Consider the following 22,769-nt stretch of genomic DNA (forward strand, 5'->3'; position numbering starts at 1 on the left):
TTCATGAAACGATTACTATCAATAGAATTGCAAAAGATATGGATGAATAAAGCTAGCAAAGTTCTAACTCTATGCTACTTTATCTTACTATCATTTATTGCTTTAATAGCTTCCATAAAATTTGAAATTGGTGCAATAAAACTACATTTTGCCGAAATGGGGATCTTTAACTTCCCTTTTATATGGCATTTTAACACGTATATTGCTGCATGGCTAAAATTCTTTCTTGCTATTGTAATTGTATCAATGATGGCAAATGAGTATAGCTATGGAACCTTAAAGCAAAATTTAATTGACGGAATGAGTAAAAAAGAATTTATTCTTTCTAAATTCCTCACTATAATTGTCTTCGCCCTGTGTTCGACAATCTTTGTATTCATTTTAAGTTTACTACTCGGATATAGTTTTTCATCCTATACAGAAACAAGTATAGTCTTTTCGAGCTTGGAATACATCATCGCTTTTTTTGTAAAGCTAGTTGGTTTTTTCTCCTTCTGTTTATTTTTAGGAATTCTTGTGAAACGCTCTGCTTTTGCGATAGGATTTTTATTCATTTGGGGAATCATAGAAAGCATCGCTAAAGGTCTTTTAGTCTTTCAAATATTTCCAGATAGCAAAATAGGAGGATATATAACACAGTTCTTTCCTTTGGAATCAATGTCTAATCTTATTGTAGAGCCTTTTACGCGATTAAATTTGATTAAAAATATAGGAACACAACTTGGTGTGGATGATATCAAAGATTATGGCGTACCTTTTTCTGCAATAGTAATTGTGCTAGCTTGGTCTTTTATTTTTACGGCACTTTCCTATAAACTGCTTAAAAAAAGAGACTTATAATAATCAGCTATACGTTTCTTATTTATTAACGTTGATTGCTGCAATAAGGCCTTTTTACCCTTTTGGGAAAACATTTGCAATTGCGAGCATAAATTCTTGAAATATCAAACTAAAAGTCAGAGGGAGAAAAAACAGAAATTACACATAGTTTTAAACTTTAACAATAAGAGAACTAATTAAACAGCTATTTTGGGATAAGAGATAGAAAATATTTTTATATTTTTAGCCCATGAAAAAAATTACATTATTATTCTTTCTTTTTGCTACGTTTTCTGTTTTTAGTCAATTTAGCAAAACGCATTACATACCACCGTTGAGTTGCTCGAATAACATAGGAGTAGCTGACCAATATTTATACATCTCAACACCAACCGTTACCAATGTTAATTATATAATTACAAGTAATGGGATTACAATTTCAAGTGGAACAGTTTCTAATACCTCTCCTATTGCTTTTCCTATTGGGCAAGGTAATAACACAACCTTAATTACTCCAAAAACCAATATTGGCATAGTAACCAAAAAAGGATTTATTGTAGAGGCTGAAGATCTGATTTACGTTAGTGTTCGTTTAAATGCTGCCTTTAGTGCTGTCAGCAGTACCTATGCACATGCTGGAGGACTAGTTTCCAAAGGAAATAGTGCACTTGGTAAGAATTTCCGATTAGGCGCCATGCTAAATCCACTTAATGATAGTAGTTTATTAAATTTTGCTTCCATTTTAGCCACAGAAAACAGTACTAAAATCACAATTTCCAACATCCCCGTAGGAACCGTTTTAACTAACGGAGTCGTAACAACAGGGGACATCACAGTTACCCTTAATAAAAATGAAAGCTATGTTTTAGCTTTAGAAAATTCTGCAAGCTCCCCTTCTAATAGTTCAAAAATGATTGGTGCCCTTGTGGAATCTGATAAGCCTGTCGTGGTAAATTCTGGCTCATTTGGAGGAAGTAATAGTACATTAGTTAGTAATACAGGTCAAGGAATAGGTAGAGATATTGGTTTTGACCAAATTGTGCCATTAGAAAAAACAGGTAAAGAGTATATTTTTGTAAAAGGTATTGGTACTGACGAAATTGAGCGTGTTCAATTAATTGCCAGTGAAGACAATACTGAAGTATATTTAGATGGAACCACCCTATTTAAAACATTAAATAAAGGAGAATTTGCTGACATCGATGGTAGTAAATTTACTGATAAAAATTTGTATGTAAGAACGACTAAAAATGTTTCTGCTTACCAAAGTATTGCAGGAACCGACAGTCCTGCAAACCAAAATTTATTTTTTGTTCCGCCCTTGAACTGTTCAACTCCTAATATCGTAGACAATATTCCGTTTATTCAAACCATTGGAAGCACATCCTATACTGGAAGTTTAAATATCGTCACTGAGGCAGGAGCAACGGTATCTATAAACAATAATGCAATTAGTAGTACTCCAGAACCAGTAAAAGGAAACCCTGGTTTTGTGCGCTACACTGTAAGTAATTTGTCAGGAAACATTGCAGTCAAATCTACCCGACAAGTGTATGTTTCTTATTTTGGAACGAATAATAATGCGACTTATGGTGGATATTATTCTGGCTTCGATACCAAACCTGAAATCGTAATGGATAAAATTACGGTAGCAAACTCAGCCTGTATTCCAAATGTCAAATTAAAAATTAGTACGCTGTCCTCCTATGATACTTTTCAGTGGTATTTTAATGATGTAGCGATACCGGGAGCAATTACAAATCAGTATACACCTACTCAACCAGGCTATTACCAAGTACAAGGAAGTATCGTAAATTGTCCAAGCACTGTTCCTATTTTTTCGGATAAGATTCCGGTAAGTACATGTGCAGAGGATACTGACAATGATGGAACAAATAACAATATCGATATCGATTTAGACAATGATGGGTTGCTCAATACGGAAGAGTCTAGCAAAATTCAACTCAATCAATCCAACCCTTTCCTTGGGACAGAGTTTTCAGGAGCGCAGACAGGAACAGGGACAATCACAGGAAAACCTTCATACGGTTTTGTGACAGAAGTACCAGCAGGGATTACTAACAGCAGTAGCTACACTTTAAATTTTAACCAACCCTACTCCATCTCCTTCAATTATATTGGTCAAGATAATGCAAGCCAAAATACTCCTGCAGCAGATTATTTAAAAAGTGATGGCGATTTTATCATTAAAGTACCCTCTAATAGAACAATTACTGTAACAGACCCTAACGGTCAACTTTTAATTGATACTAATTATGACGGTCAATATGAAACAGGGGTAAAGGAATTCTCTTCATTTGAAATTCGCTTTCGACTAAACAGTACGGTTGCCTTAGCTCCTGGCGCAGGAACGTTCAAATTCCAATCGTATTTGACTGATGCTGTAACAGTAACACATAAAAATCTATCCGAAACCATTGCTAACAGAGCTACTTTTCAAATAGATTATTATCAATTAGTTGATACCGATGGTGATGGAATACCAAATTTACTAGATTTAGATAGTGATAACGATGGAATTCCTGATACCATTGAAGCTCAAGGAAATGAACTAAAAAAATATTCGGGCGTTGACACCAATAAAGATGGATTGGATAATGCATTTGAACCCGGACTCATTCCTATTGATACTGATGCCGATACACACAAAGATTATTTAGATCTAGATAGTGATAACGACGGAATTTATGATTTGAAAGAATCCGGTAGTTCAGCAATCGATACTAATGCTGACGGACGTATTGATGGCCTAGCAGCAAGTTTTGGCGCAAACGGACTTTCCAATAGCTTAGAAACTAGCCCTGAATCAGGTAAAATAAACTATACAGTTGTAAATACAGATAGTGATAATTGGTATAATTATATAGATTTAGATAGCGATGCTGATACTTGTTTCGATGTTACTGAAGCAGGCTTTACTGACAACAATAATGATGGTATACTAGGAAATAATCCAATTACCGTAAATAATAACGGACTTGTAACAAGTGGAATTGATGGCTATACAACTCCTAACAACAACTATATTACTGCAGCACTGATAGTAATAAATGACCAACCAAAAGATCAATTCGAATGTAATCTTAATCAAGCAACTTTTAGTATTACTACAAATGCAATAACAGCTTATCAATGGCAGGTTTCAATAGATGGAACAAATTGGAACTCGATTGTAAATAACGCAACATATACTGGTGCTACTACAGCTACTTTACAAATAAATAGTATTAGCAACGCTATGAATGGTTACAAATACCGCGCAGCCTTAAGCAAGGTTGGAAATACTTGCGGATTGACTTCAAATCCTGCTACACTCACAGTATACACATTACCAATTTTAAATTCGCCAGTTACATTAGTACAATGTGATGATGACACTGACGGAATCTCCAACTTTAATTTAACCGAAAAAAACAGTACAATCACACCTGACTTTACTGCTATGAAGTTCACTTATTTTACATCATTGGCAGGAGCAAATGCAAATAATAGTACTTTTTTAATAAACAATCCACTCAGTTACACCACTGGCAACAGTACGGTATGGGCAAGAGTAGAAAATAGTAACAAATGTACAAGCGTAGCTGAACTAAAATTAGTAGTTTCCACAACCCAGATACCAGCCTCTTTTAGCAGAACAATCGCCTTATGTGATGATTATATTGATGCAGCAAATGATGATAAAGATGGCGTTTCAACATTTGATTTTAGTGCCATAAATACCGAAATCTTGGGTCTGTTGCCTAGTCCTAGTTCTCTATATACAATTACGTATTACGAGAATGAAGCGGACGCATTAGCCGAATTAAACAAGATACCCAATCCAGCAAGCTATCGAAATACGAATTCTCCAAATCAACAAATAATTTGGGTACGAGTAGATAGCAATCAAGACAATGCTTGCTACGGATTAGGACCACATATAAGGCTGGTGGTCAACTCGAAACCAGATATTGACACCAACGATGATCATGAAGACGATCAATTAGTTTGTTCTAATTTACCTTCCTTTTTTGTTCAACTTGATGCAGGCATACAAGACGGAAGCCCTACTAGCAATTATACTTATGTATGGACAAAGAACAGCGCAGTAATCAATGGTCAAACAGGACCAACATTAGACGTTAATGCCGAAGGTGAATATACAGTAACGGTAACATCCGCAGGGGGAAGTTGTAGCAGAACTAGAACAATAAACGTTGTAGCTTCAGACAAAGCATTAATTACCGATGTACAAGTTGAAGAGCTAGCAGATAATAATACTATTACCATAACAGTTACAGGCCAAGGAGACTATGAATACTCTTTAGACGATGAATTTGGTTTTTACCAAAATTCTAATTTTTTCGATAACGTAACTCCTGGAATACACGATGTATTTGTTAGAGATAAAAACGGCTGCGGAACAGTTACTAAATCAGTTGCCATTTTAGGACTACCTAAATTCTTTACGCCTAATGGAGATGGTTTTAATGATTTTTGGAAATTAAAAGGTGCCAACGCAATATTTAATTCCAAAGCAATCATTTATATATTTGACCGATACGGTAAATTATTAAACCAATTAAATCCAGCTGGTCCAGGATGGGATGGTACATTTAACAATCGCCCATTACCTGCAGATGACTACTGGTACACCGTCAAATTGGAAGATGGCCGTGAGGCAAAAGGACATTTCGCACTAAAAAGATAAACTCAAATTAAAGATAAAGACTAATTTTAAAAAAAATACCCCATCAAGTTACAAACTTAATGGGGCATTTTTTATGCCGAAAAACATTGAACACCAAGTAACAATCCCATAAAGATTAGGTAACAATAAACAACACTTGCAATAGTTACATGAGCAAATCGTAACTTAAATTACTCTCCCTTATTTGCAACCACATCCGCATGAGTATGCAGTTAATTACTACTGTAGTAATAGACCATAAAAAAAGCCATTCGTGAGAATGGCTTTTATATATAAAACTTAAATATTAGAATTTAAATCTTTTTCTATCAGTTTCAGTTAAGTAAATCTTTCTTAAACGAATAGACTTAGGCGTAACCTCTACATATTCATCTTTTTGAATGTACTCTAAAGCTTCTTCTAAAGAGAAAATGATTGGAGGAATAATTCTTGCTTTATCATCATTTCCTGATGAACGTACGTTAGATTGCTTTTTCTCTTTGGTTACGTTAACACACATATCATCAGCACGAGAATTCTCACCAATTACTTGACCTTCATAAATTTCAGTATTTGGTTCAACGAAAAACTTACCACGATCTTGTAATTTATCGATAGAGTAAGGAATTGCTTTTCCTTTTTCCATAGAAATTAATGAACCTTTGTTACGTCCAGCAATTTCTCCTTTGAAAGGCTCATATCCAATGAAACGGTGTGACATAATTGCCTCACCAGCAGTTGCAGTAAGTAACTGATTACGCAATCCAATGATTCCACGAGATGGAATATTGAATTTCACAATCATACGTTCTCCTTTAGTTTCCATGCTTAACATTTCACCTTTACGCATAGTTACAAACTCTACAGCTCTACCTGAAAGTGTTTCTGGTAAATCGATTGTTAACTCTTCAATTGGCTCACATTTTTTACCATCAATTTCTTTGATAATAACTTGTGGTTGACCGATTTGTAACTCATACCCTTCTCTTCTCATTGTTTCAATAAGAACTGATAAGTGAAGTACACCACGACCAAAAACCATGAATTTATCAGCTGAGTCCGTTTCACCCATTTTCATGGCTAAATTTTTCTCTAACTCTTTAGTTAATCTTTCACGAATATGACGAGATGTTACAAATTTACCCTCTTTTCCAAAGAAAGGAGAATCGTTAATCGTAAACAACATACTCATCGTTGGCTCATCAATTGCAATAGATGCTAAACCTTCTGGGTTTTCATGATCCGCAATTGTATCACCAATTTCAAATCCTTCTACTCCAATAATAGCACAAATATCTCCAGCGATTACTTCTGTAACTTTTTTACGTCCAAGACCTTCAAATGTATGAAGTTCTTTAATACGAGATTTAGTTACAGTACCATCTCTTTTTACTAGTGAAATTGGCATTCCTTCTTTCAAAACACCTCTTTCAAGACGACCAATAGCGATACGACCTGTAAATGCTGAGAAATCTAAAGATGTAATCAACATTTGTGGAGTTCCTTCAGAAACTTTAGGAGCTGGTACATTTTCGATAACCATATCTAATAATGCTTCAACATTATCAGTTACGTTTTCCCAATGGTCAGACATCCAGTTATTTTTAGCCGAACCGTAAACAGTTGGGAAATCCAATTGCCATTCTTTCGCACCTAATTCAAACATTAAGTCAAAAACTTTTTCGTGAACTTCTTCAGGAGTACAGTTTTCTTTATCTACTTTATTGATAACAACGCAAGGTTTCAAACCTAGATCAATTGCTTTTTGCAATACAAAACGTGTTTGTGGCATTGGACCTTCAAAAGCATCTACTAAAAGACATACTCCATCAGCCATATTTAATACACGCTCTACCTCACCACCAAAATCGGCGTGACCAGGAGTATCAATAATATTAATTTTTGTTCCTTTATACTGAACAGAAACATTCTTAGAAGTAATGGTAATACCTCTTTCACGCTCTAAATCGTTGTTATCAAGGATTAGATCACCTGTGTTTTCGTTGTCACGAAATAACTGACAGTGATACATAATTTTATCAACCAAAGTTGTTTTACCGTGATCGACGTGGGCAATAATTGCAATGTTTCTAATAGATTCCATCTGTGATTTTTAATGGCTGCAAAGGTACACTTTATTTTCATATAAAAAACGTTTCACGAATACTTTACCTATTATTAACCTTTTAGACATATATATAGTGCCAAAATAAGTTGATTGCTATCATTTGATATTAACAATATTTAATTATATTTGAGTAATGAAAAATAAAACTACCCAAATCATTGTAATCTACTTATTGGCAGCATTGTTTGTGGTTGTGATTTTTCATAAAATTGAAGTACACTTCTCATTAACAACGAAGTACCCCACTTTAAACTTCTGTAAAGATATATTATTCGTTATTTCAACCGCACTACTCTTCAAATACATTTTTAGCAAAAACGAAGCTAGGAATAATGATTTTTTTAATAAACTAGAACAAACCAATAGAGACATTAAGGAGTCTAACGAAAAATACGACATTGTTGCCAAAGCAACAAGTGACACTATTTGGGATTGGAAAATCCAAGAAGACGAAATGATTTGGAGCAAAGGTATTAATGCAGTTTATGGGTACGACCCAAAAAAAATTGGTATTGGATCCAATTGGTGGTTTGAAAATATTCATCCCGAAGACAGCATCAAAATGTCTATTAAACTCTATTCCTTTATTGAACAAAAAACAGAAAAATGGCAGGATGAATATCGTTTTAGATGCGCTGACAACACTTATAAATACGTACTCGATAGAGGATTCTTATTAAAGGACGAAGACGGCAAAGCAGTTAGAATGATTGGAGCTATCCAAGATATAACCAAGCAAAAGGAAGAAGAACTAAGACTTAAACTATTAGAAACTGTAATCGTCCAAACAAAGGAATCGATTATGATTACAGAAGCAGAAACAAGTAATCAAAAATTTCCAAAAATTGTTTACGTAAACCCGGCATTCACATCCATGACAGGATTTACTGCATACGAAGTACTTGGACAAACACCAGACTTATTTCAAGGCCAAAAAGCCAACTACAGCGCAAAACGAAAAATGCTTCATGCGATTCAAAACAAAACTGAAACTCTAATTGAAACCATCTCTATTCGTGAAAACGGGGAACAATTTTGGCTGCGTTTTTCTATGATCCCTATTTACAATAGTGAAAACGAGCTTACCCATTGGGTTTCGATGCAAAAAGACGTTTCAGAGGAAAAAAGACAAGAAAAGGAAAAAGAACAATTAATTAGCGAACTGACTCAAAACAACAAGGACCTAAAACAATTTTCTTACATCACATCGCACAACCTACGAGCACCTATATCCAATCTAACCGGACTATTATTATTGATTGAAGACATCATGATTGATGATATCGAATTAGCCGAAATATTAGAAGGTTTTAAAAAATCAACAAACTTGTTAAACGAAACGATAAACGATTTAACAAAGGTGATGATCATAAAAGATAGAACATCTGTGCAAAAAGAAGCAGTTAACATTACAGAATCATTCGAAAACGTATGTAAACAACTTAGCTTTCAAATAGAAACGAGCCAACCTGTATTATCAATTAAACTTGAAACTGTACCGTCTCTTTTAATAAATAAAACCTACTTAGAAAGCATACTATCAAACCTACTAACTAACGCTCTTAAATACAAGTCAGAAAACAAAACATTGACCATTGCAATTGAAGCAATTCAACTAAAAGACAACACTATAATCACCATTTCTGACAACGGAATTGGTATCGACTTAAAAAGAAATAAAGAAAAAGTATTTGGACTCTATCAACGATTCCATGATTACCCTGACAGTAAAGGACTAGGACTGTATCTTGTAAAATCACAAGTAGAAGCCATGGGAGGTAGTATAAGCATTCAAAGTGAGGTCAATAAAGGAACCACTTTTACGTTAACTTTTAAAAATAAATAACATGTTAGATCGAATCTTATGTATTGATGATGATCCTATAACGCTGATGCTTTGTAAAAAAGTAGTAGCTAAAACTAAGTTTTCAAACGAAATAATTACTGCTCAAAACGGAGAAAAAGCATTGCAATATTTTGACGACTTACAAAATACTGACTTGAATACAATCGATTTACCGAAGTTAATTTTTCTAGACCTTAACATGCCAGTCATGGGTGGTTGGGAATTCCTAGATGCTTTTAACGCTCCAAGCTATCATAAATTTCATGATATAAAAGTAGTAGTACTAACATCAACAATAGACCCTCAGGATTTAGAAAAATCACAAACCTACCCTATGGTTTTAGATTTCTTATCGAAACCTATAAGCGTAAATATGCTTGAATATTTGAGTTCTAAGATGCAATAAAAGGATAACCTCAAAAAAAGGTACAAAACCAAAAAAACCTCTTATTTCTAAGAGGTTTTTTATTATATGATTCTAAAGAAGTTGACTATAGAGTAGCAACAAATTTAGTTAATTTAGATTTTAGGTTTGACGCCTTGTTATCATGAATGATATTTTTCTTAGCTAGTTTGTCAATCATTGAGATAACATTTGACAATTTTGCAGTAGCATCTACCTTATCAGTAGCTATTCTTAAAGCTTTGATAGCATTACGAGTAGTTTTGTGTTGGTATCTGTTTAATACTCTTCTCTTTTCGTTACTTCTGATTCTCTTTAGAGCTGACTTATGATTTGCCATTTTATTATATTTTTATCTTTTACTAATTTTTAGTAGTCCGTAAGGGAATCGAACCCCTGTTACCAAGACGAAATCTTGGCGTCCTAACCCCTAGACGAACGGACCATCATTCCTCTAAGTTTTTATCAATCCAAGGATTGAAGTAGTAGCCCGTAGCGGAATCGAACCGCTCTTACATGGATGAAAACCATGCGTCCTAACCGATAGACGAACGGGCCATTTTCCTTTTAAAGTTAAGGAACACTGCAATACAATAAAAATAGTAGCCCGTAGCGGAATCGAACCGCTCTTACATGGATGAAAACCATGCGTCCTAACCGATAGACGAACGGGCCCTGCTTCTGTATTGCGGATGCAAAAATACAACTATTTTCGAGAAGTGCAATACCTAAACTAAAAAAAATAAAAAAATTTAATAAGCCTTAGCAAACAATACTCTCTTCGTAGATTTAGCACCTGTAAGCACACAAGTTCCCTCCTCTTCTTTCGCGTCTAAAGGAATACAACGAATGGTAGCCTTAGTCAAATCTTTTATCTTCTCTTCTGTAGCTGCTGTTCCATCCCAGTGAGCGGAAACAAAACCACCTTTATTATTCAAAACTTCTTTAAATTCTTCAAAATCTGCAACCTCAGTAATGTGTGTATTTCTATATTCCAATGCTTTATTAAACAAATCATTCTGAATTTGTTCTAACAGCTCTTTAATATAGGTTGCAATACCTTCTTTAGGCTTAACTTCTTTCGTTAACGTATCTCTTCTCGCTACTTCAAAAGTTCCGTTTTCTAAATCTTTAGGACCTACAGCTATACGAACCGGCACTCCTTTCAATTCCCATTCGGCAAATTTAAATCCTGGCTTTTGAGTTGTACGATCGTCAAACTTAACCGTAACATTTAATTTTCTTAGATCAGCTGTCAATACAGAAACAGCAGCTGCAATTTCAGACAATTGCTCATCTGTCTTGTAGATAGGAACAATCACAACCTGTATTGGCGCTAAATTAGGTGGCAACACCAATCCTTGATCATCTGAATGCGTCATAACTAAAGCACCCATTAAACGAGTTGAAACTCCCCAAGAAGTTCCCCATACATATTCTTGTTTTCCTTCGGCATTTGCAAATTTAACATCAAATGCTTTAGCAAAATTCTGTCCTAAAAAGTGCGAAGTACCTGCTTGTAATGCTTTCCCGTCTTGCATCAACGCTTCTATACAATAAGTTTCTTCTGCTCCAGCAAAACGCTCCGTTTCGGTTTTTAACCCCTTAACAACTGGAATTGCCATGAAGTTTTGAGCAAAATCAGCATAAACGTTCATCATTTTCTCGGACTCCTCAACAGCTTCCACTCTTGTAGCATGAGCGGTATGGCCTTCTTGCCATAAAAATTCTGCTGTACGCAAAAATAAACGTGTTCTCATTTCCCATCGAACCACATTTGCCCATTGATTAATAAGTAATGGTAAATCTCTGTACGATTGTACCCAACCTTTATAGGTAGACCAAATGATAGCCTCACTTGTAGGTCGAACAATTAGCTCTTCCTCTAATTTAGCATTAGGATCCACCATTAATTTCCCTGGCTTGTCTGGATCGTTCTTTAATCTGTAATGTGTTACAATAGCACATTCCTTTGCAAATCCCTCTGCATTTTTTTCTTCTGCTTCAAACATACTTTTCGGAACAAAAAGAGGGAAATAAGCGTTTTGATGACCCGTTTCTTTAAACATTCTATCTAACTCAGCTTGCATTTTTTCCCAAATAGCGTAACCATAAGGTTTGATCACCATACAGCCTCTAACTCCTGAATTTTCGGCTAGATCAGCCTTAACAACCAGTTCGTTATACCATTTTGAATAATCTTCGGATCGGGTAGTAAGGTTCTTGCTCATAATGAATAGTTTGGCACAAATTTTGTTTTAATTATTTTAACTAAATAGTTCCGCAAAACTAACTATTTTTGTAATGTGCAACAATAAAAAAAGAAATAGATATGAAAACAAATACTTTTTCATCCAGAAAAACAGCTCTTTTTAGCGTAATCGTCGTTTTAAGTGTTTTGATGGTGTCCTGTGGATCCTATCAAAATAGTTCCTATTACGGAGACGGAATATATGGAGACACTGCAAACCCAAAGCCACAAAGACAACGAGTAGACAACACGGACAATCGATACGAAAACTATTTTAGTTCATTGCAGGAAGACAATCAGTCTGCAGAGATTTTTACCGATATAGACTCTTATAACGATTACCAAAATCCTAATGATGCTGGACAAAACGGCGGAAACTATGGTGGATGGGGATCAAATTACACTCAAACTGATATCAATATTTACTCGAATAACTTTGGTAATAATTGGGGATGGGGTCTTGGTTACAATGGATGGGGCAACCCCTATTTTAACAATGGATTTGGTTGGAATAACGGTTTTGGATGGAACAATGGCTTTTACGGTGGTGGTTTTGGATGGAATAACGCCTTTTACGGTAGTGGATTTGGATGGGGCTATCCTTACGGATTTGGATTCGGTGGTTTTGGATGGAATAATGCCTTTTACGGATACAACAATTTTTATGGCGGACAAGGATACACTAGAAATTACTCCTACAATGCTGGTCGCAGAGGTTCAATCAACAATACTGTTAACACCAATAGATCATTTAGCTCAAGAAACAATAACTACAACAATCAGATAAGCCGTAGCGATTACAACCGAAACAACAACAACGGTACTTATTCAAGAAACAATAGCTATAATCCAAGCTCACGAACTAATACCCCTATTTTTAGAAGAGGAGGATCCGATAACCAGAATTCAAGTACTCAAGGAAGATCAACTAATACAAGATCAGAAAGATCATATACCCCTACTAACAACTCGGCTCCAACTAGATCATACACGCCATCTTCAAATAGCGGAAGATCATCAGGAGGTGACTTTGGTGGAGGAAGATCATCGGGCGGATCTAGCAGCGGAAGATCATCTGGTGGAAGAGGTGGTAGATAAGTGACTCCCCCATTTTTAAATATCTAAATTCAACTTACAATGAAAAAAAACATATCCCTTGCCTTATTACTAGCGCTAACTTGCGGTGTAGTTCAGTCGCAAGAAATTAAAGATGCTTTAAGGTACTCCCAAGATAATACTACGGGAACAGCGCGATTTAGAGCTATGAGTGGCGCATTTGGCGCACTAGGTGGTGATCTATCAGCTATTGGAATAAATCCTGCCGGATCTTCTATATTTGTCAATAACCAAGTGGGGTTTACGGTAAGCAATTCGGTTAAAAAAAATGATTCTAATTATTTTGGAACGAACACTACTGAAAAAGATAACTCATTAGAATTGAATCAGGCTGGTGGCGTATTTGTATTTAATAATCAAAATCCTGATAGTAATTGGAAAAAAATCGCAATAGGACTGAACTTTGAAAACACTAATAATTTCAATAACTCTCTTTTTTCAGCAGGTACAAACCCTACAAGATCAGTTGGTAATTATTTTTTGAGCTATGCTAATACCGGAAATAACGGAGCACCCGTTCCGCAAGGGTTCGTAAACACAGAACCTGGTGAATCTATTCGAAGCTTATATTCATTTTTGGGAACTAATTTACCTAACAACCAATTTCCGCAATTAAATGGCTTTGCCGCACAACAAGCTATGCTAGGATATCAAGGATATGTTATCAATGCAGTAAATAGTAACAATAACAACTCCCCTTACACTTCTAACGTTGCTGCAGGAGGGAATTATTATCAGGAGAATACAGTAGTTAATTCAGGATACAGTGGTAAATTATCTTTCAACGGTTCTACCTCATACAAAGATAAATTATACATAGGTTTAAACTTAAACTCTCATTTTATCGACTTGAGACAATCGAGCGTTTTTTATGAGGAAAATACGAATCCCCTTGATGCCAATTACAAAGTTACTAGATTGCAATTTAATAATGATTTGTATACCTACGGAAGTGGATTTTCATTTCAATTAGGTGCTATTGCAAAAGTAAACAAAGAACTTCGAGCGGGTCTAACCTACGAGTCCTCTACTTGGTATAGAGTAAATGATGAGTTATCACAAAGACTAATTGCTGTAAGTACCAACAATGCAGGATCTTTACCCTCAGATGTTGTTGACCCTAATTACACTAATATATACGCTCCTTATAAACTGCAAACACCTAGTAAAGTAACTGGTAGTTTAGCCTATGTTTTTGGAAAAGTAGGTTTGTTAAGTGTTGATTATGCAGTAAAAGACTATTCTAATACTAAATTCAAGCCTAATAGTGACCCTTATTTTAAGAGTTTGAATACGCAAATGAGCAACTCACTTCAAAATGCGGCAGAATTGCGAATTGGAGCCGAATATAAAATTGAGCGTTTAAGTCTGCGCGGAGGTTATAGATACGAACAAAGCCCATACAAAAACAATACTACAATAGGTGATTTGACAGGTTATTCAGGAGGTTTGGGTTATAATTTTGGCTCAACTAAATTAGATGTGTCCTATGCTTACGCAAAAAGAAATACGCAGCAAGCCTTTTTCTCTCAAGGCTTTACCGATGGAGCTCAAATAAACACAATCAACAACACTGTTTCTTTCACTTTATTATTTGAACTGTAATAGATCGAAAAACATACAATTAGCCGTCTCGTATTTCGATATTGGGACGGTTTTTTTTAGCCCCGATGGCAGCGAAAATCCTCCCGACGGATTAGCGAGGAACACAGCAATCCTGAGGGAGATTGCAGCGTACAGCGGGATTAGCTCCATAAAAAGAAACTAAAAGAAAAGGAAACAAGCGCTGTTTGAATAAAAAAGCGTAATTTTGCACTCCAATTTACAAATCTATGAGAACCAAGTCTTTAAAAAAGAATAAAATCAACGTAATCACTCTAGGGTGTTCAAAAAACATATACGACAGTGAAGTATTAATGGGTCAACTCCGTGCAAGTGGTAAGGAAGTTGAACATGAAGCTCCAGCTGAAAGTGAAGGTAACATTATCGTTATTAACACTTGCGGATTTATCGATAATGCTAAGGCAGAATCAGTGAATATGATTTTAGAATATGCCGATAAAAAAGAGCGTGGACTTGTTGACAAAGTTTTTGTAACCGGATGTTTGTCTGAGCGTTACAGACCAGACTTGGAAAAAGAAATTCCGAATGTAGATCAGTTTTTTGGTACTACTGAGTTGCCTCAATTGCTAAAAGCATTAGGTGCTGATTACAAACATGAATTGCTAGGTGAACGATTGACAACTACGCCTAAAAACTATGCGTATTTAAAAATTGCAGAAGGTTGTGATAGACCTTGTAGTTTTTGTGCTATTCCGCTTATGAGAGGAAAACACGTTTCGCAACCTATTGAAAAATTAGTTAAAGAAGCAGAAGGATTGGCTAGAGATGGGGTAAAAGAATTGATTCTAATCGCTCAAGATTTAACTTACTATGGTTTAGATATTTACAAAAAAAGAAATTTAGCCGAATTACTTGAAGGTTTAGCAGCAGTAGAAGGAATTGAATGGATTCGTTTGCATTATGCTTTTCCTACTGGTTTCCCAATGGATGTTTTAGAGCTTATGAAAAGAGAGCCTAAAATTTGTAACTACATTGACATCCCTTTACAACACATATCTGATTCTGTTTTAAAATCCATGCGCCGTGGAACTACACAGGCTAAAACAACACAATTGTTAAAAGATTTTAGAGCTGCAGTACCAGGTATGGCAATTCGTACGACCTTGATTGTAGGATACCCCGGAGAAACGCAAGAAGATTTTGAGACTTTAAAAGAATTTGTACAAGAAATGAAGTTTGATAGAATGGGTTGTTTTGCCTATTCTCATGAAGAAAACACACACGCTTATTTATTAGAAGATGATGTGCCGGACAACGTAAAACAAGACCGTGCTAACGAAATCATGGAACTACAATCACAAATTTCTTGGGATTTAAACCAAGAAAAAGTAGGTCAAGTATTCAAATGCATTATTGATCGAAAAGAAGGTGGTCACTTTGTAGGTAGAACAGAGTTTGACAGTCCAGATGTGGACAACGAAGTGTTGATTGACGCATCAAAACACTACGTAAAAACAGGCGAATTTGCAATGATAAAAATTATTGAAGCAACAGAATTTGATTTATACGGAGAACCGATTTAATTTTTTGATATCTTTATATTTCATTTTATTAAAACAGAAAAAAATGAAAAAAATACAAGCAACTCTTATTACAGCATTACTTTTATTGATTTCCAACACAATTACTGCTCAATACGGTAATGGGTACGGAAACGGATATGGCAATGGGTACGGAAATGGAAGAATGAATCAAATGAGTCAGATGAATCAAAATCAGACTCCCTCTAAACCACGTGAAATACCAATTGAAGAAACGGTAGCCAAAATAATGGTTAATATCAAAAGTGAGTTAGAGCTAGATCAATTACAAGAAATAGCGATTACTAACGTAGTTACGGAGAGTATTAGAGAGCAAGGAATCTTGTTGAAAGCAGAAACTAATCAAGAGCAAAAATCGAAAGAATTACAAGCGCTATCTGAAACTACCAATAGAAAAATTAATGAGTTTTTGAACGAAGATCAAAAACTAAAATACAAAGACTTGATCGCTGCTGGTGCAACTGGAAGAAAGAAGCCAGAGAAGAAAAAATCAAGAAGAAGAGATAACTAAGCATTCTTTTCGACGAAAAGATAAAATAAAATATGAATAAAATTTATTATTACCTCCTACTTGCTTTAATGATAGCGTCTTGTGCTTCTAAGCCTCGCAAAGCCAATGAAGTAGAATACGATTCGAAATTAAACACTTTTAGAGAGGTAATTAGTAGGAAAGAACCCGAACCTTTACCCATTGTCACTAAGACAATTATAAGTATTGACAGTGTCTATACCAAGCAACTCTATACTTTTAAGGATTCAATATCTAGAATGAATCCAAAGGATTTGCAAAACGGAATAAAGACGGAATGGGTTGGAACTGTAAATTTTAATTTACGAAAACCAAACTTTATTATCATTCACCATACGGCACAAGACTCTCTTCAGCAAACTATTCGAACGTTTTCATTAACCCGAACACAAGTTAGTGCTCACTACATCGTTGCTGACGACGGTACAGTAGTTCAAATGCTTAATGACTATCTTAGAGCTTGGCACGCCGGCAAAGGATCGTGGGGACGCGATACTGACATTAACAGTTCTTCGATTGGAATTGAACTAGACAATAATGGTAGTGAACCGTTTTCAGAAACGCAAATTACGAGTTTAATGGCTTTGCTGAGTAAACTTCAAAAACAATATGGAATTCCAGCACAAAACATTATTGGGCATTCAGATATCGCTCCATCTCGAAAGTCTGATCCAAGCGCATTATTTCCATGGAAAACCTTGGCGGAAAATGGTTTTGGGATTTGGGCCGATGACACTTTAGCACCCACTCCAGAAGGCTTTAACCCTGAATTAGCTTTGCGCATCATTGGGTATGACACTAAAAATCTATCTGCTGCTATTAAGGCGTTCAAGTTGCATTATATCCAAAGCGATACTACGCCAACACTTGATGAAAAGACAGTGAATATGATTTACAATATCTACAAAAAAATATAATACAAGTTTATAATAGATTTAAAACGTCCTGTCTTCCTAAAAGTCAGGACGTTTTTCATTTAATATATAGCATTACAAGCACAAAAAACTGCCAACTTCCTTTACAGAATTTTGACAGTTTAAAAAAAAAAAAAAAAAAAAACGGTTCTTGAATATGTGGTAAGTAGCTCCTTCAAAATCACTTAAAATCCATATACCATTGCAAGTGAAACTTGAGAAGCTGATGTAGCTGGTAAAGCAGCCGAATCTACGAATAATACTTTATCCGAATTGCTGTCCAGTCGTAACTCAGGAATAAATGTAAGACCACCTGCTTTTAAATTTGCCGAAAAGGTAAAAGCTGTTAAATCAGTGTTACCCGATCCTAGTTTATACTTAAAGTATTCAGCACGAAGCCCTAATGAAAAATTATCATTTACACTGTATCCCGGATATAGTGCAACTCCCGTATATCCTACATTACCATTATTAGAAAAATCAGCGGCATTTAAACCTAATTTAAATTTAGTAGACAATTGAAAATTGGCGGTCAAATCGACAATTGTACCACTAACGGATCCATCCATAAAATTTAAATACGTACTAATATTTTCAGTAGGTGCAAATGATAATTGTGCTCCAAAGGCATTTAATCCTTTAATTGGATCAGCTTTGTAGGAGTTCCATGCATCATTAAAAGCGCCAACCATAATACCCACTTTATCCGAAATTGCATAATTTAATTTCACACCTGCATTTTGAAAAGGTCCGTTTGTAAATAAATAGGAAGTTGAGTAATGAAAGTTAGACAGCGGTGAAATTACCTCATAACCTATAAAAGTACCCATATACCCTGCTGTAAAACTCAATTTATCCGTTGCAGCATAAGTTGCATATAAATTTTGAATGTGAAAAGAATTGAGATCTGTTCCATCACCATTAGGAATCGATTGAAATTGTCCTCTAGGCCCAAAAGAAATTTCTCCCACGAAAGATGTTTTACCCGTTGTTTTTTTTATGGCGATATCAAGCATCCCCAAAGAAATAGAATTTTGATCAGAAGCAAAGCTAGTCTTAATATTTCCTGTTTTGGCGAAATCATACTTGTAATACACATCTGCCGATCCTGTAATCTCTAATGGTTTATCTTGTGCAAAAGCGGCAGTTGTGGTAAAAATCAATCCTAGTAATGTAAGTACTTTTTTCATAATTTATTTAGTTTGGTAGTTAGTTAATTGGTTCGCTATTTTGTGTTATTATTCAAGTATATTCCAACATTCATCACTAGCACATTATTACATTATATTCATAAAAAAGTAAATATCTATGATTTTAATTTGTTAATTTTAACTTTTAAAGCCTTTAAAAAGACATAAATAGACAAATAAATACTTATTTTTCTGAGACGAATTTATCAACTTTTATCCAAGCTCAATAATTTAAAACTGCTTTTTTACCAATAGAAGCGCAGAATTATTGATAACCAAAAAACAGTCTAATAAAATAACTATTCTCTATTTTTGAGAACTAATATTTAAAATATTCTTATACTAAATTTCGATAAACCCCTATAAAAAACAACAATATGTGCTTCAAAATTGTAATTTGTATCTATTTTTTACCAAATTTTACAAATAAAAACATAACACCCCTGCTAAAAGTAGGGGTGTTGAGAATAACAATTAAAAAAAACCCAACTTATTGTGGGGTATTTTTAAAAGAAGCAAAATGAAAGGAATGCCTTTTCAAAATGGTATAGCTATACAGCAATAGTAGGGCACAAAAAAAAGCCCGATGAACTATCGGGCTTTTAAGCGTTTGATTTAAAAATCTAATTAAAAAAAATTATTCCAAAAGGTCATCCATTTAGAATAGAACTCTTCTTAAAGCGGAATATTACCATGTTTTCTATTAGGTACTACAGTCTCTTTATTTTCAAGCATACTAAAGGCTTTTAATAACTTTCGTCTTGTATCTTGAGGCAGTATTACCTCATCAATAAATCCGCGTTGTGCCGCAGTATAAGGATTTGCAAACAAATCAGCATATTCTTTTTCTTTCTCTCCTAGCTTAGCTTCGTGATCATCTGCTTCGCTAATTTCTTTCTTGAATATAATTTCAGATGCTCCTTTTGCACCCATTACAGCGATTTCGGCTGTAGGCCAAGCAAAATTCATGTCGGCACCTATGTGTTTTGAATTCATTACATCATACGCTCCACCATACGCTTTTCGCGTAATAACCGTAACTCTTGGTACAGTAGCTTCGCTCAAAGCATATAACAATTTAGCACCATGCACAATAATTCCTTGCCACTCTTGATCAGTTCCCGGTAAAAACCCTGGTACATCTACTAATACAAGTAACGGAATATTAAAGGCATCACAAAAACGAGTGAATCGAGCAGCTTTGATTGAACTATTTACATCCAGACATCCTGCTAAAAACATCGGTTGGTTGGCTACGATACCAATACTTCTGCCACCAAGTCGTGCAAAACCAACTATTATATTTTCTGCGTAGTTTTTATGTATTTCGAAAAAAGAATCTTCGTCGATAATCCCCGAAATAACATGATGCATATCATAAGGCTTGTTAGGATTATCTGGAATAATGCTTTCTAATTGTTCTCTAACCTCATCGTTTAAAGTGTAAGGCAACTTTTGTGTCGTCTCTTTATTGCTTTGTGGCAAATAACTCAACAATCGTTTCACATCTTCAAGACATTCTATATCATTAGCCGAAGTGCAATGCGCCACACCAGACTTAGTCGAATGCGTACTTGCGCCTCCTAATTCTTCAGAGGTCACCGTTTCATTTGTTACCGTTTTTACCACATTAGGTCCTGTAACAAACATATAACTCGTATCTTCGACCATCATGGTAAAATCAGTCATAGCCGGAGAATAAACCGCACCACCAGCGCACGGTCCCATGATCGCTGAGATTTGCGGAATCACTCCACTTGATTGAACATTGCGATAAAAAATATCCGCATATCCTCCTAAAGAGCGAACTCCTTCCTGAATACGAGCACCACCTGAGTCATTTAACCCAATCATAGGAGCTCCCATTTTTACAGCCATGTCCATTACTTTGCAAATTTTCTCTGCATGCGTTTCGGATAGCGCTCCTCCAAAAACAGTAAAATCTTGAGCAAAAACATACACTAATCGACCGTTTATGGTTCCGTAGCCTGTAATTACTCCATCACCATAATATTGTTCTTTCTCCATACCAAAATCAGTAGTACGGTGTGTTACCAACATTCCAATTTCTTCGAATGAACCTTCATCCATCAAATAATTAACACGTTCTCTAGCGGTTAATTTCTTTTTTTGGTGTTGTTTTTCAATTCTTTTTTGACCTCCACCCAAATGAGCTTGAGCAATTTTATCGTTTAATATTTCTATTTTATCTTTCATCTTACTATTTTTTAATGCTTACTTGGCTCCCTTTATTAACATCACAATCTGTGCTTCGTTAATTGGGCAAGCGCACTATTTTTTGATCTTCGAAATAACGCTGCAATGCAACTAAAGCTGCAATTTCAGCTTCTTGTTCCATTCCTTTTTGCAAAGAAGCGGCATTATAGTACTTTTTCACAAAATGCGTATCAAAATTCCCTGACCTAAAGGCATCGTGTTCCATTACATACTTTCCAAAAGGCAAGGTTGTTTGCACCCCTTCTACAAGGTAATTATCGATTGCATTAATCATAATTTCAATTGCTTCCTCACGCGTTTCGCCATAAGTAATCAATTTAGCCAACATTGGATCATAATAAATAGGAATATCCATGCCTTGCTCGAAACCATTATCAACGCGTATTCCTTTTCCTTCTGGTAATTGATACACATCTAAATGGCCTACACTCGGTAAAAAGTCATTTAAAGGATCTTCAGCATAAACACGCAATTCCATCGCATGTCCTTTTATTTTCAAATCGGATTGTTGCAGGGTCAACGCTTCGCCTCTTGCCACTTTAATTTGCATTTCGACTAAATCCAAACCAGTTATCAATTCGGTTACTGGGTGTTCCACTTGCAAGCGCGTATTCATTTCCAGAAAATAAAAGTTATTATTTTCATCTAACAAAAACTCAACCGTTCCTGCTCCCAAATAATCACATGATTTTGCAACTAAAACAGCTGCTTCTCCCATTCTCTTTCTCAACTCAGGAGTTAAAACTGATGAAGGAGCTTCTTCAACTACCTTTTGATGACGACGCTGAATACTACATTCACGTTCGAACAGGTACAAAATATTTCCATGGCTATCAGCCATAATTTGAATTTCGATATGACGAGGAGAAGCTACATACTTTTCAATAAAAACGGAACCGTCACCAAAAGCATTTAAAGCTTCACTAATCGCTCGATTCATTTGCGACTCAAACTCTCCTTCATTTTCAACCACACGCATTCCTTTTCCACCACCACCGGCAGAGGCTTTTATCAGAATAGGAAATCCAATGTCACTGGCAACAACCTTAGCCTCGGCAATATCGGTTATCGCGTGATCTAAACCAGGAACCATTGGGATATCATATTGTTTTACCGCTTCTTTAGCCGCAAGCTTACTACCCATTATATGGATCGCTTTGGACTTTGGACCAATAAATATGATATTATTTTTTTCTGCTTTTTCAGCAAAATCGGCATTCTCACTTAAGAAACCATAACCAGGGTGAATAGCATCCACGCCCAACTCTTTGGCTACTTCAATTATTTTATCTCCTAATAAATAAGACTGATTCGATGGCGCTTCTCCTATCCAAACTGCTTCATCAGCAAATTTTACATGCGGTGCATTTCTATCAATAGTGGAATAAACCGCTACAGTTTTAATACCCATTTTTTGGGCAGTTTTCATAACACGAATGGCTATTTCTCCTCTATTGGCAACTAATATCTTTTTCATC

General features: G+C 35.4%; 15 protein-coding genes and 3 tRNA genes. 9 read left to right on the plus strand and 9 right to left on the minus strand.

Annotation, left to right across the window (positions count from 1 at the left end; translation table 11 throughout):
- The first annotated feature begins 3 nt into the window (after window positions 1-3).
- Both ACZ2G0_RS15045 and ACZ2G0_RS15050 read left to right on the plus strand, forming a co-directional pair.
- Window positions 4-840 (plus strand): ABC transporter permease, encoded by an 837-nt coding sequence (locus ACZ2G0_RS15045; RefSeq protein WP_470308328.1) that lies wholly within the window; start codon window positions 4-6, stop codon window positions 838-840.
- A gap of 229 nt (window positions 841-1,069) precedes the next feature.
- Window positions 1,070-5,533: a T9SS type B sorting domain-containing protein gene (locus ACZ2G0_RS15050; protein WP_470308329.1), complete on the plus strand. Its 4,464-nt coding sequence runs from the start codon at window positions 1,070-1,072 to the stop codon at window positions 5,531-5,533.
- Between the two features lie 286 nt (window positions 5,534-5,819).
- On the opposite strand, the gene typA is transcribed toward ACZ2G0_RS15050, so the two are convergent.
- On the minus strand, window positions 5,820-7,616 hold the full coding sequence (gene typA, locus ACZ2G0_RS15055; RefSeq protein ID WP_470308330.1) for a translational GTPase TypA: 1,797 nt from the start codon (window positions 7,614-7,616) through the stop codon (window positions 5,820-5,822).
- Between the two features lie 157 nt (window positions 7,617-7,773).
- Here typA and ACZ2G0_RS15060 point away from each other — a divergent pair, with 157 nt between their 5' ends.
- Window positions 7,774-9,486, plus strand: coding sequence for a PAS domain-containing protein (locus ACZ2G0_RS15060; protein WP_470308331.1), 1,713 nt, complete (start codon window positions 7,774-7,776; stop codon window positions 9,484-9,486).
- Window position 9,487: 1 nt separating this feature from the next.
- Complete coding sequence (locus ACZ2G0_RS15065) at window positions 9,488-9,892, plus strand: response regulator (protein WP_470308332.1); 405 nt, start codon at window positions 9,488-9,490, stop codon at window positions 9,890-9,892.
- A gap of 85 nt (window positions 9,893-9,977) precedes the next feature.
- Here ACZ2G0_RS15065 and rpsT read toward each other — a convergent pair whose 3' ends face one another.
- From rpsT to proS, 5 genes are all read right to left on the minus strand, one after another.
- Window positions 9,978-10,229: a 30S ribosomal protein S20 gene (gene rpsT, locus ACZ2G0_RS15070; RefSeq protein WP_300288326.1), complete on the minus strand. Its 252-nt coding sequence runs from the start codon at window positions 10,227-10,229 to the stop codon at window positions 9,978-9,980.
- A 33-nt stretch (window positions 10,230-10,262) separates the two neighbouring features.
- Window positions 10,263-10,334, minus strand: a tRNA-Glu gene (locus tag ACZ2G0_RS15075).
- 41 nt (window positions 10,335-10,375) lie between these two features.
- Window positions 10,376-10,447, minus strand: a tRNA-Glu gene (locus tag ACZ2G0_RS15080).
- A gap of 45 nt (window positions 10,448-10,492) precedes the next feature.
- Window positions 10,493-10,564 (minus strand) — tRNA-Glu (locus tag ACZ2G0_RS15085).
- Window positions 10,565-10,641: 77 nt separating this feature from the next.
- Entirely contained in the window at window positions 10,642-12,120 is a 1,479-nt protein-coding gene (gene proS, locus ACZ2G0_RS15090; RefSeq protein WP_470308333.1) for a proline--tRNA ligase, read from the minus strand.
- Between the two features lie 101 nt (window positions 12,121-12,221).
- Between proS and ACZ2G0_RS15095 the strand changes: the two genes are divergently transcribed.
- From ACZ2G0_RS15095 to ACZ2G0_RS15115, 5 genes are all read left to right on the plus strand, one after another.
- Window positions 12,222-13,238 (plus strand): hypothetical protein, encoded by a 1,017-nt coding sequence (locus tag ACZ2G0_RS15095; protein ID WP_470308334.1) that lies wholly within the window; start codon window positions 12,222-12,224, stop codon window positions 13,236-13,238.
- Window positions 13,239-13,277: 39 nt separating this feature from the next.
- Entirely contained in the window at window positions 13,278-14,861 is a 1,584-nt protein-coding gene (locus tag ACZ2G0_RS15100) for an OmpP1/FadL family transporter (protein ID WP_470308335.1), read from the plus strand.
- A gap of 227 nt (window positions 14,862-15,088) precedes the next feature.
- Complete coding sequence (rimO, locus tag ACZ2G0_RS15105; protein WP_470308336.1) at window positions 15,089-16,402, plus strand: 30S ribosomal protein S12 methylthiotransferase RimO; 1,314 nt, start codon at window positions 15,089-15,091, stop codon at window positions 16,400-16,402.
- 43 nt (window positions 16,403-16,445) lie between these two features.
- Window positions 16,446-16,931: a hypothetical protein gene (locus ACZ2G0_RS15110; protein WP_470308337.1), complete on the plus strand. Its 486-nt coding sequence runs from the start codon at window positions 16,446-16,448 to the stop codon at window positions 16,929-16,931.
- A 32-nt stretch (window positions 16,932-16,963) separates the two neighbouring features.
- Window positions 16,964-17,866: an N-acetylmuramoyl-L-alanine amidase gene (locus ACZ2G0_RS15115; protein WP_470308338.1), complete on the plus strand. Its 903-nt coding sequence runs from the start codon at window positions 16,964-16,966 to the stop codon at window positions 17,864-17,866.
- A 182-nt stretch (window positions 17,867-18,048) separates the two neighbouring features.
- Here the strand turns inward: ACZ2G0_RS15115 and ACZ2G0_RS15120 are convergent, their stop codons facing one another.
- The 3 genes from ACZ2G0_RS15120 to accC all read right to left on the minus strand — a co-directional run bounded on the left by ACZ2G0_RS15120 (window position 18,049) and on the right by accC (window position 22,768).
- Window positions 18,049-19,053, minus strand: coding sequence for an outer membrane beta-barrel protein (locus tag ACZ2G0_RS15120; RefSeq protein ID WP_470308339.1), 1,005 nt, complete (start codon window positions 19,051-19,053; stop codon window positions 18,049-18,051).
- A gap of 675 nt (window positions 19,054-19,728) precedes the next feature.
- Window positions 19,729-21,270 (minus strand): acyl-CoA carboxylase subunit beta, encoded by a 1,542-nt coding sequence (locus ACZ2G0_RS15125; RefSeq protein WP_470308340.1) that lies wholly within the window; start codon window positions 21,268-21,270, stop codon window positions 19,729-19,731.
- 58 nt (window positions 21,271-21,328) lie between these two features.
- Complete coding sequence (gene accC, locus ACZ2G0_RS15130) at window positions 21,329-22,768, minus strand: acetyl-CoA carboxylase biotin carboxylase subunit (protein ID WP_470308341.1); 1,440 nt, start codon at window positions 22,766-22,768, stop codon at window positions 21,329-21,331.
- Window position 22,769: the final 1 nt, after the last annotated feature.

The organism is Flavobacterium sp. KKT103 (assembly GCF_055640565.1).